Source organism: Arthrobacter rhombi (genome assembly GCF_900163545.1).
Classification (GTDB): Bacteria; Actinomycetota; Actinomycetes; order Actinomycetales; family Micrococcaceae; genus Arthrobacter_H; species Arthrobacter_H rhombi_A.
On record NZ_FUHW01000022.1, the window covers coordinates 1 to 13,302 of the forward strand.

A 13,302-nucleotide genomic window follows, 5' to 3' on the forward strand; every position below is an offset into this window, starting at 1 on the left:
AGGTCTTCCCTATTTCAACTACCCCGGAGCGTTACCAACGTCCGTGGTCAATACAACTAGCCGCCGATGGGGCCACCCTGCTGATTTCCAGCCATGTGATGGATGAGGCCACCCGCTGCGACCGGTTGCTCTTGATGCGCGAGGGCAGATTCATCGCCGACGATTCCCCCGAAGGGCTGCTGCGGGCCACGAACACAGAGACAGCTGAGGACGCTTTTCTGGCCCTGATTGCCTCCGATGGTGCCCCCTCCCCGGCCAGCCTTCCGGCACTTGGGCGACATCGCAGGGCTGCGGCCGCTCCGACCCACGGAGTCAAACCATGAACCTCTCCGCCACATGGGCCACCGCCGGACGCGTTCTGGCTCAGATCCTCCATGATCCACGCACGATGGCGCTCCTGTTGGTGGTTCCCAGTCTCCTCATCGGCCTGGTGGCCTGGATCTTCACGGAGACCGATGTCTTCAACACCATTGGGCCGGCCATTATTGCGATGTTCCCCTTCATCATCATGTTTCTGGTGGCGAGCATCAGCACGCTGCGCGAACGCCGTTCCGGGACCCTCGAGCGGCTGCTGACCATGCCACTGGGCAAGGGGTCGTTCATCCTCGGCTACACGCTGGCTTTCGGGCTCCTCGCGCTGGCTCAGACAGCGATCGCCGTGACGTTCTCGATCTGGGTCTGCGGCCTGGAAATCAACGGCCAGCTGTGGCTGCTCTTGGTGATCGCCGTCGCCGATGCCCTGCTGGGAACCGCCCTGGGCCTCCTGGCCAGCGCTTTTGCCCGCACCGAGTTCCAGGTCGTCCAGTTCATGCCGGCCTTCGTTTTTCCGCAGATCCTGCTGGGAGGACTCTTTTTGCCCCGCACCCAACTACCTGGCGTTTTGGAAACCATCGGGGACTGGCTGCCCCTCTCACACGCCATGGACGCCCTGACCGCCGTGGCCACCGGCGACGAGGATTCCAGTTATGTCGTGGTGCGGGCCCTGTTCATCGGGGCGTGGATCGTCGGTTCCATTGTGTTGGGATCCATCACCCTGCGCCGTCGGACACCCTAGAGCCAGGGGACTTCGCCGCGGGTGTGCTCGAAGACCAGCGATGTCTGCGTGGAGGCCACCGCCGGGTTGGCCGACAGGTTGTCGAGCACGAATTGGCGCACGTCGTTGGAATCTTTGACCGCCACATGGATCACGAAGTCATCCGTTCCGCCGAGGAAAAACAGCTGCATCACCCCTGCCTTGCTGCGGATCTCCTCGGCAAAACTGGACATCAGGTGCCGCGCCCCGGGACGGATCCTCACGAAGATCAGCGCCTCGAGCGCATGTCCGAGGACCTCTGGATCCAGATCCAGTGTGAATTTACGGATGACCCCCGTTTCGCGCAGCGCATTCATGCGGGCCAGGCAGGTCGAGGGGGCGATCCCGAGTTCTTCGGCGAGCGAGTTGTTGGTCCGCCGGGAGTTCTCCGTGAGCATCCGCAAGAGGCCACGGTCGATATCATCGAGCTCATAGTGCCGACCGGTCCGAACATTCTTCGCTGTGGCCACGTCACACTCTTTCCGATGGATGGAAATTACGGATATTCTCGATTGTACCGAAATAAAATCTGTGTAACACCCGAAGGGCCGCAGAAAACACACCAAGGAGTCCTTATGATCATCGGCGTTCCCCGTGAAATCAAGAACAACGAGTTCCGTGTCGCCATCACCCCGGCAGGTGTCTCCGAATTCGTCGCACAGGGTCACGAGGTCATCGTCGAGACCGGCGCAGGCCTCGGTTCAGGTATTCCCGATGAACTCTACGTTGAAGCCGGTGCGCAGATCTGCGCAGACGCCGACGCCGCGTGGGCCAGCGCCGACATGGTCCTGAAGGTCAAGGAACCGATCGCCGAAGAATACCACCGCATCCGCGCCGGACAGATCCTCTTCGCCTACCTGCATCTGGCCGCCTCCCGCGAATGCACCCAGGCCATCATCGATGCCGGGGCCACCGCGATTGCCTATGAGACGGTCACCATGGGCCGTACCCTGCCGCTATTGGCCCCCATGTCCGAGGTCGCCGGCCGGCTCGCCGCACAGATCGGGGCCTTCCAGCTGCAGCAGCCCAATGGCGGGTCGGGCATCCTGATGGGAGGTGTTCCCGGCACCCGTCCGGCCAAGGTGGTGGTCATCGGTGGTGGTGTTGCCGGCGAAAATGCCGCGGCGATCACCTCGGGCATGGGCGCCGACGTGACCATCATCGACATCAGTCTGGCCCGCTTGAAGGAAATCGATGTCGCCTATAACGGCCGGATCAAAACCCTGGCCTCCACCAAGTTCACGATCGCCGGCGAGGTGGCTGCGGCCGACCTGGTCATCGGTTCCGTCCTCATCCCCGGCGCCGCCGCCCCGAAATTGGTCACCACCGAAATGGTCTCGCATATGCGCCCCGGATCGGTTTTGGTGGACATCGCGATCGATCAGGGCGGCTGCTTCGAGGGGTCGCACACCACCACACACCTCAACCCCACTTTCACGGTCCACGACGCCGTCTACTACTGCGTGGGGAACATGCCTGGTGCCGTGCCGCAAACCTCGACGGTGGCACTGACCAACGCAACCCTGCCCTACGCACTGCGCATCGCCTCCAAGGGCTGGCACCAGGCACTGCAGGAAGACGCCGGGCTGGCCAACGGCTTGAACGTGCACGACGGCCACGTCACTTTCGCCCCCGTGGCCGAGGCCCTGGGGTTGGCCCATACCCCGACCGCCGAGATCCTGAACGGGGCAGGACAGCAGTAGCAGAGTTCGATCCCGTCCCCCCGTCGGACCGCCGCATTCCCCCGGTCTAGGCTGGAGGCTGGCGGAAAGGAAAAAAGATGTGGGAACAATACGGACTGACCTGGATTGACGCGGCACGCGTGGTGGTATCCGCCATCGCGCTCTATCTCGTGATTCTGGCGCTGATCAGGATCATGGGCCAACGCACGATGGCCAGCCTGTCCAGCTTCGATCTGGCGGCCGCCGTCGCCCTCGGCGCCGTCGTCGGGCGTGCGATCCTGGGCTACACCCCGACGGTGGTCGCCGGCGCATTGGGCCTGGTCACGCTGCTGGCCCTGCAGGCGATCACCGGGCAGCTGCGTCGGTTCCGGCGGGTCTCGGGAATGATCAACAACCGCTCGTTCCTGCTCATGGCCGGGGACGAGATCGTCCAGACCAACCTTCGCCGCACCCATGTTTCCGAAAGGGAATTGGTCGCCCGCTTGCGTCAGGCAGGCATCCGCCACCGGTCCGAGGTCGCCTGCGTGATCTTGGAGTCCACCGGGCAGATCAGCATCCTGCGTTCGGGGGTGCTCATCGAGCCGCGAATGCTCGAGGGTGTCGCGGGCGCAGACCTGGTGCCAGCGTCGTTCATGGCAGTGCGGACCGAATAAGAGCCGGTCCCTCCGCCTAGCCGTTCCTGCGCCGGTACCTGATCCACAGGATGGCTCCGGCCACCACCAGAACCCCCGCCAGAGCGATCCATTGCCAGCCAACGGCAATCGCCGCGTAGACCACAGCCATCCCCACCGTGGCATAGATCAGCGCCCACATCAGGCAGCCGGCGATCACCGCAGGAAGGTAGCGAGATAAGGGCATCCTGGACATCCCCGCGCTCGCGTTGACTGCGGTCTGGATGCCGATGGTCAGGAAGGACAGCGGAACCGCAAGGATCCCCCAGCGGGCGACGAAGCGTTTGGCCCGCCGGTAGATCGGGCCTTCCAAAACGTATTCGAAACGAGAATGCTTGACCCCTGCGACCACGCCGCGCCCCACCCAGTAGGTGGTGTTCGCGCGGGCCATGGACAGCAGAAAAAGGAAGAGGTACGCCCAGCCAAAGGGAGCCTCGCGTAACCAATCCATTGACCCAGAATACCGCCGAAACCCGGCCGCCCTCGCCACGGGTCAGCCATCAGGGGACGGATTTGATCCGATACACCAAGGCTGCTGCAGCCAGACCGATAATTGCCGCCAGGACGAAGAGGGCCAGATAGCCGCCGAGGAACTTCACCGCCACGAGGGCCAGTGCCGGGGCCACCACCTGGGGCAAGGCGGCAGCAATATTGACCACCCCCATGTCCTTGCCACGGGCCGCCGCCGAGGGAAGCACCTGGGTCAACAGGGCAAAATCGACCGCCAGGTAGGCGCCGAAGCCGATGCCCAGGACGGCTGCGCCGACCATCGCCGCCGGCCAGACCTGGAAGAACGCCATGATCAGCGCCGCACAGGCGATCACTGCCGATGCCCCGGCGACGAAGACCTTCCGCTTCCCCACCCGATCGCTCCACCGCCCGGCCAACACGCTGGTGATGACCACCATGACGGCGTAGAGCCCCGTCAGAACCAGCACCCCGGCGGCGGGATCCGGATGGTGGATCACATCGGTCAGGAAGAACAGCAGGTAAACGATGACCAGCTGGTTGCCCACGAACATCAGGAACCGAGTCAGCCAGGCCCAGCCAAAGTCGGGATACTGGACGGGGTTGATCCAGAAGGAGCGCAGGAATCCGCCGATCCGGAACGGTGGGTGGTGCCCCGAAGGCAGAACCGGATCATTCCGATGAGTCAGGTAGGGGATCACCCCGAGGGCGATGGCCGCAGCGCAGATCCAGTACCCGACGGCCACATTTCCGGAGATCACGAAACCGACCACTGATCCGCCGAGGATCCCCAGGGTCTGACCCATTGCGGCCAGTCCACCGACGGAGGCCCGTTGGGCCACCGGGACCCGGTCCGGGACGGCAGCGGTGATGGTTGAATACATGGCATTGCAACCGGCTTGGACCAACGCCCATCCGATCACTAGCGCGGCGACGGTCGTGGCCCCCGAGAGGAAGAGCATCGCCGCGGTGCCCAACACCGCTCCGGCCAGGATCCACGGCGAGCGCCGACCCCACCTGGAGGTCGTCCGGTCCGAGAGTGCCCCCGTGACGGGGTTGGTGACCAGGGCGACGGCGGCACCGCAAGCGGTCACCAGGGTGAGGATGGCCTCCTTGTTCCCGGCATCGATCGCCGTAGCCTGCAACCCGATCAGGATGTTGATCGGCGCGAAGAACGCCACATTGATGACCAGGTTCACCATCACCGCCCCGGTGACCCACCGGGCACTGACGCGGCGGGTCGGCTCCATCAGCGCTTCGACGTCTGAGGCGGCGGTACCGGCGCCGGTGACGCCGTCGTTCACGACTCCTCCGCTCACAAGACGCCTTGCAGTGCACCGGCTCCTACGGTTCCTACCAGGGCAATAATGAGCAGCCACGTCAGGGGCTTGGCGAGTGAACGAGTTTTTTTCATGATGACGCCATCGTATTCGGCCATCGGCAGATCCGCGCACTTCGTCTCGGAGCGGGATGTACGACGCCGTCTCTCCGCCAGACGCTGGAGCGCCAGGCAGGCTGATCCTCCTCTGCCGGGGCCCCGGTCCGGACCTGCTGTTATGGCAGCGGCTCTCCCCGGGCCGCGGTCCAGATCCCGTACCAGTCGGCGCCCGACATCCGTGCCGCGACGTCCTCCGCCGGGGCGCAATCAACGATCCGTCGCGGGTTCGTGGTCCCGATGACCGGCCGGATGCCGGCGGGGTGGCGCATCAGCCAACCGAGCACGACCGCCTCTTTGGTGCTCCCGAGTTTCCGTGCCACCTGTTCCACCCGTGCCGCGGTGTCACGGTCGGCGTCGGGAGCATCGGCTGCCGGTGCCGTATAGCGGCCGCGATCCATCGACCCCCAGGCTTGCACTTGCACCTGATGTGCGGCGCAGTATTCCAGCGTCCCCGCGGGGAACCCCGCCGCCGCCAGGGCCGGTGACGGGTCAGTCTGCTTTTGCTGGTCGCCGTCGTCTCCGGAGGCCGGCCCGGCAGGACCCTGGGGGACGTTGACCATGACCGCGGATTCCACCCAACCACGGTGCCCCAGACTGATGTGTAGCTGGTTGACCGCCAACGGTTGATCCAGCACTGACTGCAGCCGAGTCATCTGCACCGCCGAGTGGTTGGAGACCCCGAAACGGCCAACCTTCCCTGCCCGGTGCAACTCACTGAAGGCCGCGGCGATCTCTTCGGGAGGCGTCAACGGGTCGGGCCGATGGACCAGCAGAGTATCGATCCGTTCGACCCCCAACCGGACCAACGATTCCTCGGCCCGCGACAGGATCGACGCCGCGCTGGAATCGTACCGTCCCGGGGTCTGGGCATCCCCCAGCACGATTCCGCATTTGGTTTGCAGCTGCAGATTCCCGGCCAGCCCGGGGCGCTGGGCCAGCACCATCCCGAAGACTGCTTCGGCTTTCCCGTTGCGGTAGATGTCTGCATGATCGAAAACGGTGATCCCTGCGTGGAGCGCCGCGTCCACCGCAGCATGCGCCGTGGCCACGTCCGCCGCCTCAATGGGGCCGGTCCCCCAATCTCCGCCGAGTCCCATGCAACCGAAAACCAGTCGTGATCCGGCGTCGTGCATTCTGGGCTCCTTCATGACGGTGGCCGCTCCGGCCCGCCCCGGCCAGAGACTGCCAGCATACGGCGCTAGGGTTCACAGAACACGACTATCCGTACGGAAGGCGCCTTCGATGTCCCCCACCGACCATCCGGCCCATCGGCTGGCCATCCTCGACGACTATCAGGATGTCGCCCTGGATTTCGCTCCCTGGAACACGCTGCAGGATGTCGAAATCGTCGTCTTCCACGACCCGCTACCCACCCTGCAGGAAACCGTGGAGGCCTTGGCCGGATTCGACATCATCATCGCCATGCGTGAACGCACGGCCTTCGACGCCGAGGTGATCTCCGCTTTACCTCGGTTGAAATTGCTGGTCACCACCGGAAAAGTCAACGCGTCCATCGACCTTGACGCGGCAACCGGAGCCGGGATCACGGTCTGCGGGACCGCCGGGTCGACCACCGCCACTCCCGAGCACACGTGGGCACTGCTGATGGCCTGGATGCGGGATATTCCTGCCCAACAGGCTTCGTTGCGGGCAGGAACGTGGCAAAACGGCACCACTGTTGGCAGGGGCCTCTCCGGCACGACGTTGGGCATCCTGGGACTGGGCAGGATCGGTTCGCGTATTGCCGCCTATGGTGCCGCCTTCGGGATGGAGGTCATCGCCTGGAGTCAGAACCTCGCAGCGGACCGGGCCGCGGCGGCCGGCGCTCGGCTCGTGGGCCGCGAGGAGCTCTTTGCCTGCGCCGATGTCGTGAGCATCCACCTGCAACTATCCGAACGCACGCGTGGCCTGGTCGACGAAGCAGAGCTGCCCCTCCTGGGTCCCGACGGGCTGCTGGTCAACACCTCACGGGCCGGAATCGTGGACCAGGACGCGATGCTGCGCTGCCTGCATGAGGGCTGGCTGGGCGGGGCTGCGCTGGATGTCTTCGACGTCGAACCGTTGCCGGCCCACCACCCGGTCACCTCCGCGCCTCGCACCGTGCTCAGCCCGCATCTGGGCTACGTGACCCGGCAGACCTATGAGGTCTTCTACGGGGAAGCCTTCGAGGATGTGAAAGCCTGGCTCGATGGTGAGCCGTTGCGCCGACTCAACTGAGCCACGCCCGGCTGCCGCCGAACGGCACGGTTCCTCGATACGATGGATGCATGTCAGCACAGGAACGCCACGAGGTCCAGTGGGCCCCGCGTAACCGGGGGTGGAAGCTGGCTCACCACCTACTTCCCGCCTTCGTCATGGCAGGGTTCCTGATCGGTTTGGGCGTCTGGGCGTTGGTCCTGCAATCGCTCCTCTTCGGTATCCCCCTGGTGGCCTTCGGCATCGGCACCATCGTGTCGCTGGTCCGCGAGTTCCGCCTGCCCGCCACCGCCCAGGTGCCCGAGCTCAGCCCCGTCAACACGTCCAGCGGCCTGCGCGCCTCCACCCGATTCGCCTACCGCCATAATTCGCCGGCTTTTGCCGCAGCAACGGTCGGCCTCGGGGTGATCGGGCTGGTCGCCGCCCTGGCTGCTGTCGGAAAATTCGCTCTGCTACATGCCGGGTTCGAGCGCTTCTGGACGATAGCCGGTGCCATCGCCTTGGGCATTACCGGATTCATGATCCTGCGTGAAGGCCTGCGGCTGCTGCGCATCGCCTCCGCCGAGCAGGAGCCGGGGGTTTTCCTGACCCGGAGCCGCGTGGTGGTCTTTGGGCCCTTGGGCCTGACCGAAATGTATTGGCGGGATATGGAATCGATCAGCGCCGAGAATCCACGTGGTCGTACGCCCCTGGGCCGGCGTGGCCCGGCGCTAATGGTCCTGAGGGCCCACGACCGGTCGGCAGGTGAGGGGCCGACACACAACACCACCACCTCCCCAGAGGTGGTGGTGCAGGTGGCGTACCTGTTGGCGGATCCGAACGGCCTGCATTCGGCCCTGGTGCATTATCTTGAACACCCGTCGGATCGGCCCGAATTGGGAACCGCCCTGGCGCTGGAGCGTCTAGCCGGCGTTGGGTGAAACCCCGGGGTAGAGCAAGACGTCCCCGTCACGGACCTCGACCTTATGGATGCGGGCGTTGACGGTTGCCGGCAGGCAGAGTGCTTCACCGGTCTTGAGGCAGAAACGCGCCGAGTGCACGGGGCATTCGACCTCGCCATCTTCGATCCAGCCTTCAGCCAGCGAAGCGGTTTCATGGGTGCATTCGTCGTCGAGCGCGTAGAAGTTGCCGTCTTCACTATGGAAGATGGAAATATCGTTTCCGGTCCCGGTGTCATCGGCGTCGATGACCTTGGCCTCGCCTTCTTCGATCTCTTCAACCGGTCCCACATTGATGGGTTCGCTCACGGTGTTACTCCTTGGTTGGCGCAGCGGGACACCAGGTGGGTCCCTTTCATTCCAGTGTTGTCCACGGCTGACTTCCACGCAATGTGGGGCATCACAAAGGGGCACCCCCTTTCGGGAGATGCCCCTGGGTGAAGCTGTCCGTCGGCCGCTGGTATCGGTCGGTTACTCGGCCTGGCCGGTGGCACGGTGGGCGCCGCGAGGACGTTGCCCCGCCTCGCTACCCACCGCCTCGGACACCTGTGTAGCCGGTACTGGTGCCATGGACGGCACCTGGGATGGTTCGCTGCCGCCACCGCCGGCTCCCACGGATACCGGTTCGCGCTGCTCGGCCGGGACAGGCGCGTCTGCTCCTGGCAGCTGTCCCTCGGAAACCGATGCCGCCGGGATCTCGCGCTCGATACGAGTAGCCAGCGTCACCTCCTTCATGAAGAACAGGGCGATGGTCGCGGCAATGGCCAGCGGGACCATCCACAGGAACAGCGGGACCAGGGCCTCGTTATAGGCGGAGACGATCACGTCGCGGATCGGAGCGGGCAGGGAGGTGACCAATTCGGGAGTCAATGAGTTGGTGCTGGCCCCCGAAGAGGCCCCCGCGGGTAGCTTATCGGCCAAAATGTCCTTCAACCGGCTGGCAAAGAGCGAGCCGACCACTGCCGAGCCGAGGGTGGCCCCGACCTGACGGAAGTAGTTCTGTCCTGCGGTCGCCGTACCGACGAACTTCAGCGGGAAGGAGTTCTGCGCCACCAGGGTGAGCATCTGCATGCTCATGCCCAACCCCAGACCGATCACACCCAGGAACACACAGATCATGTAGACCTCGGTATCGGCGTGAATGCTCGACAGCAGTCCGAGACCCAAGCCCAAGAGCAACGTGCCGGCCATCATGACCTTCTTATAGCGCCCGGAGGCGGAGACCTGCCGGCCAACGACGACCGAGGTCACCAGCAGGGCACCCATCATCGGGATCATCAGCAAACCGGCTTCGGTCGGGCCGAACCCGGTGACCATTTGCAGGTAAGTCGGCATGTAGCCGATGGCACCGAACATGGCGATGCCGACCATCAGGGCGGCGAACGTCGTGAGAACGAAGTTGCGGTTCTTGAACAGCATCAGCGGGATCACTGGTTCGGAGACCTTGCGCTCAACGAGGACGAAGGCCACGCCGAAGAGCACGGTGGCACCGAAGAGACCCAGAATTTCGGGGGAATCCCAGGCGTAGGTGTTCCCGCCCCAGGTGCAGGCGAGCACCAGGGTGGTGGTCGCGATGCCCATCATCATCATCCCGACGACGTCGATCTTCGGGCGGACGTCATTGAGCGTGCGGGGCACGTGCAGCAGGAAGATGGTGGCCAGGACCGCGAGGACGCCCAACGGCAGGTTCAGCCAAAAGGCCCAGCGCCAGCCCGGCCCTTCGGTCAGCCAACCGCCCAGCAACGGGCCAGCGACGGAGGACAGAGCGAAGACCCCGCCCATGATCCCCATGTATTTGCCGCGTTCGCGGGCAGGGATGACGTCGGCGATGGTGGCCTGAGAAAGAATCATCAAGCCGCCGCCGCCGAGCCCCTGGACGACTCGGGCGATGATGACGCCGTTCATCGTGCCGGAAAGGGCACCAAGAATGGAGCCGCTCATGAAAATCAGGATGGCGACGATCAGCAGGGGTTTGCGCCCGAACAAGTCGCCGAGCTTGCCGTAGACCGGCATCATGATGGTGGAGGCCAGGATGAACGCCGTAATGATCCACGCCATGTGCTCGACGCCGTTGAGCTCACCCACCATGGTGGGCAAGGCGGCGGAGAGCACGGTCTGATTCAGCGACGCCATGAGCATCGTGATCATCAGGGCGGCGAAGAGCAGCATGATGTGGTTTTTGCTGCCGATCACCGGTTTGGCTTTGGTGGTTTTAAGCGTTGTCATGGGTGGATTGCATTACCTCTCGGAAAATCTTGACGGTTGAATCGATATGGAGCTCGATATCGGCGACGGTCCCTTGTGGATCGGAACGGTAGGCGTATCGGGTGATGGTTCCCGCGAGCATCAGGAGCGCCCTGGCGGAGTCTTGACCATCGGGTAGCAAGTTCAGTGTTTCCTCGGCCGCATCGCTATCGATGCGCTCCTGCAGAATTTCCTCGACCAGCTGCTCTGCGGCATTAATATGTTGCATCATCCGCCCCTTGAGCTCGGGGTAACGGGCAATAATGTCGCGACGGGTCTGGTAGGCGTGGCCCCGGCCCAGGCTGGTGGACATGACGCCGGTCAGGATCCTCACGATCCGGGTCAACAGATCAGCATCACTGGTGCGGAACTGCTCGAGCAGCTCCTCGGAAACCGACGGATCCCGGGTGCCGAGGATGGCATCTTCCTTGGTCGGAAAATAGTTGAAGAAGGTTCGCTTGGAAACTCCGGCCAGGGCGGCGACGGCCTCGATCGTCACGGAGACGGGGCCGTCCTCGAGCGCCATGGCCGCCGCTGCATCATGGATCGCATTCCAGGTGTCGAGACGATTGCGCTCTCGTTGGGTTAAGGGGACTTCTTGCATGGGTACAGTTTATGCACGACTGCAAACATTGCACAACTGCAAAGTTGTTCCATGAAACACATTTTGCCATTGACTCCACGACGACCCTCGGTAGGATCACCCGAGTGTCGTACCGAAAATGTGCGATACATCACACCTCGCATCCGGGAGTCCAGTCATGAACCCACATCAGCAAACACTCCGAGCGGCCGGCGCGGTGATCGCCGGCCTCGCCCTGGCGGCCACCGCACTGGTGGCCCCGGCCCAGGCAGCCATGCCCTTGGGAGGCAGCCACGGAAGCCATCACGGTGGCGGCCCCGGGGGCCACCATGGCGGAGGCCACGGCAACGGTCATGGCGGTCATCATGGTGGGGGCCATGGACAGGGTCACCACCAGCCGGGAACGAGTACCATCCAGCTGCTGGGCATCAATGACTTCCACGGTCGGATCGAGGCGGGCGGTACGTCTGCCGGTGCGGCGGTCTTGGCTGGGGCTGTCAACGAATTATCCGGGAAGAAAAAGAACAACACCCTGTTCGTTTCCGCGGGCGATAATATCGGCGCCTCGACCTTCACCTCATTTTCCCAGGACGACACCCCGACGATCGATGCACTGCGCACCGCGGGGCTTGATGTTTCCTCCGTGGGAAACCACGAATTCGATCGCGGGATCGACGACCTGAAGAATCGGGTCATCCCGCGCTACGGTAAGCACAACAAGAATGCCGGGGCCGACTACGCGTTGGGGGCCAACGTCTACTACGAGGGAACCCAGAAGCCGGCGTTGAAGGAATATGCGTTGCGCAAGGTCCAGGGTGTCACGGTCGGATTCATCGGCGTCGTGACCGAACAGACCAAATCCTTGGTCACCCCCTCCGGAGTCGCCGGCCTCGACTTCGGCAACCAGCTTGAGGCCGTCAACCGGGTATCGGAGCAGCTCTCCGACGGCAAGAAGTCCAACGGCGAGGCGGATGTGATCGTTCTGCTGGCTCATGAGGGCTCCGCAAGCACGGACTGCTCGGCGATCGCCAACGAAGACACCGCCTATGGCGAGTTGATCCGCGGGGCATCGGCTGACGTCGACGCCATCTTCTCCGGCCACACCCACCAGGAATATGCCTGCTCCTTACCGGTCAAGGGTTGGTCCTCCTCGATGAAGCGCCCGGTCGTGCAGGCCCATGAATACGGCACCACGCTGGACCGGGTGAAGATCACCGTGGACCGTCGTTCCAAGAAGCCTGTTGCCCTCTCTGGTTCGCTGGTGGAACTGACGAAAACGAGCGACGCCGGCGAGACCGTTCCTGCCTTCCCGGCGGATCGTCGAGTGGCGCAGGTCGTGAAGAAGGCCGCCGAGCAAGCCGAGATCGTCGGCGCGGAAGAGGTGGGCCAGATCAGTGGCGACATTCTGCGCGGTGGGGCCGAGCCCGGCGCCGACCGCAGCGTCGAATCCTCGATGGGCAATCTCGTGGCAGATATGCAGCTGTGGGCGACCTCCAATGAGGATTTCGGCGGAGAACCGGCACAGATCGCCCTGATGAACCCGGGAGGCCTGCGGGCAGACCTGCTGTATGGCACGGACGGGACCGTCACGTATAAGGACGTGGCCAACGTCCAACCTTTCGGTAACACCTTGTGGACCGAGGACCTCACCGGGGCGCAGCTGAAATCGGTGCTGGAAGAACAGTGGCAGCCCGACGGCTCCAGCCGCCCCAAGTTGCATCTGGGGATTTCCGAAGGCCTGGCATACACCTATATGCAGGACGCGGCCCGCGGCTCACATATCACCTCGATGACCTTCGAAGGCGAGGCAATTGCGGACGACGACGTGTTCAAGGTGGTTATGAACTCGTTCCTTGCTGCCGGTGGCGACAACTTCACGACGTTGGCCGAGGGCGCAAACGCGACCGACTCGGGCCAAAGCGACCTGGTCGCTGCCTTGGATTACTTCGAAGCCCACGACGTCGTCGACCCGGCCCCGCTGGGCCGGGCAGTCACGCAGTAGTGCCAATG

The 13,302-nt window shown here is 64.0% G+C and carries 14 protein-coding genes and 1 pseudogene; 7 read left to right on the forward strand and 8 right to left on the reverse strand.

The features are described 5' to 3' along the window. Together FM101_RS15835 and FM101_RS05105 are read left to right on the forward strand one after the other, a co-directional pair. Window positions 1–323: pseudogene (locus tag FM101_RS15835) on the forward strand (hypothetical protein); the annotation flags it as partial. Beyond that, window positions 320–1,054 carry an ABC transporter permease gene (locus FM101_RS05105; RefSeq protein ID WP_086996439.1) on the forward strand — a complete coding sequence of 245 codons (735 nt, stop codon included), beginning with the start codon at window positions 320–322 and terminating at the stop codon, window positions 1,052–1,054. The pseudogene FM101_RS15835 and the gene FM101_RS05105, both read left to right, overlap by 4 nt. Here FM101_RS05105 and FM101_RS05110 read toward each other — a convergent pair. Beyond that, window positions 1,051–1,542, reverse strand: coding sequence for an Lrp/AsnC family transcriptional regulator (locus tag FM101_RS05110; protein ID WP_256382364.1), 492 nt, complete (start codon window positions 1,540–1,542; stop codon window positions 1,051–1,053). The genes FM101_RS05105 and FM101_RS05110 overlap by 4 nt on opposite strands. A 105-nt stretch (window positions 1,543–1,647) precedes the next feature. On the opposite strand from FM101_RS05110, the gene ald reads away from it, so the two are divergent. Both ald and FM101_RS05120 read left to right on the forward strand, forming a co-directional pair. Then, window positions 1,648–2,775 carry an alanine dehydrogenase gene (gene ald / locus FM101_RS05115; RefSeq protein ID WP_086996442.1) on the forward strand — a complete coding sequence of 376 codons (1,128 nt, stop codon included), beginning with the start codon at window positions 1,648–1,650 and terminating at the stop codon, window positions 2,773–2,775. Between the two features lie 77 nt (window positions 2,776–2,852). Continuing rightward, window positions 2,853–3,407, forward strand: coding sequence for a DUF421 domain-containing protein (locus FM101_RS05120; protein WP_086996446.1), 555 nt, complete (start codon window positions 2,853–2,855; stop codon window positions 3,405–3,407). A gap of 16 nt (window positions 3,408–3,423) precedes the next feature. Here the strand turns inward: FM101_RS05120 and FM101_RS05125 are convergent, their stop codons facing one another. The 4 genes from FM101_RS05125 to FM101_RS05135 form a co-directional block, all read right to left on the reverse strand. After that, window positions 3,424–3,876, reverse strand: a complete 453-nt coding sequence (locus FM101_RS05125) for a DedA family protein (protein WP_086996449.1) — start codon at window positions 3,874–3,876, stop codon at window positions 3,424–3,426. 49 nt (window positions 3,877–3,925) lie between these two features. Then, window positions 3,926–5,143, reverse strand: a complete 1,218-nt coding sequence (locus FM101_RS05130) for an MFS transporter (protein ID WP_086996759.1) — start codon at window positions 5,141–5,143, stop codon at window positions 3,926–3,928. 65 nt (window positions 5,144–5,208) lie between these two features. Next, window positions 5,209–5,331: a hypothetical protein gene (locus tag FM101_RS16055; protein ID WP_256382365.1), complete on the reverse strand. Its 123-nt coding sequence runs from the start codon at window positions 5,329–5,331 to the stop codon at window positions 5,209–5,211. A gap of 116 nt (window positions 5,332–5,447) precedes the next feature. Further along, a complete protein-coding gene (locus FM101_RS05135; RefSeq protein WP_086996452.1) occupies window positions 5,448–6,464 on the reverse strand; it encodes an aldo/keto reductase in 1,017 nt (338 codons plus the stop codon). Window positions 6,465–6,573: 109 nt separating this feature from the next. Between FM101_RS05135 and FM101_RS05140 the strand changes: the two genes are divergently transcribed. Further along, the gene (locus FM101_RS05140) at window positions 6,574–7,548 is read left to right on the forward strand and encodes a D-2-hydroxyacid dehydrogenase family protein (protein ID WP_086996455.1); all 975 of its coding nucleotides are present in this window, start codon (window positions 6,574–6,576) and stop codon (window positions 7,546–7,548) included. Window positions 7,549–7,598: 50 nt separating this feature from the next. Next, window positions 7,599–8,447, forward strand: coding sequence for a hypothetical protein (locus FM101_RS05145; protein WP_086996458.1), 849 nt, complete (start codon window positions 7,599–7,601; stop codon window positions 8,445–8,447). Here FM101_RS05145 and FM101_RS05150 read toward each other — a convergent pair. The 3 genes from FM101_RS05150 to FM101_RS05160 form a co-directional block, all read right to left on the reverse strand. Further along, complete coding sequence (locus tag FM101_RS05150; RefSeq protein ID WP_086996461.1) at window positions 8,430–8,774, reverse strand: bifunctional 3-phenylpropionate/cinnamic acid dioxygenase ferredoxin subunit; 345 nt, start codon at window positions 8,772–8,774, stop codon at window positions 8,430–8,432. The genes FM101_RS05145 and FM101_RS05150 overlap by 18 nt on opposite strands. Before the next feature lie 162 nt (window positions 8,775–8,936). After that, entirely contained in the window at window positions 8,937–10,691 is a 1,755-nt protein-coding gene (locus FM101_RS05155; protein WP_086996464.1) for an MDR family MFS transporter, read from the reverse strand. Continuing rightward, entirely contained in the window at window positions 10,678–11,313 is a 636-nt protein-coding gene (locus FM101_RS05160; protein WP_086996467.1) for a TetR/AcrR family transcriptional regulator, read from the reverse strand. The genes FM101_RS05155 and FM101_RS05160 overlap by 14 nt, the downstream gene beginning before the upstream one ends. A gap of 157 nt (window positions 11,314–11,470) precedes the next feature. On the opposite strand from FM101_RS05160, the gene FM101_RS05165 reads away from it, so the two are divergent. Continuing rightward, window positions 11,471–13,294 (forward strand): bifunctional metallophosphatase/5'-nucleotidase, encoded by a 1,824-nt coding sequence (locus tag FM101_RS05165; protein WP_245806622.1) that lies wholly within the window; start codon window positions 11,471–11,473, stop codon window positions 13,292–13,294. The last annotated feature ends 8 nt before the right edge of the window (window positions 13,295–13,302 follow it).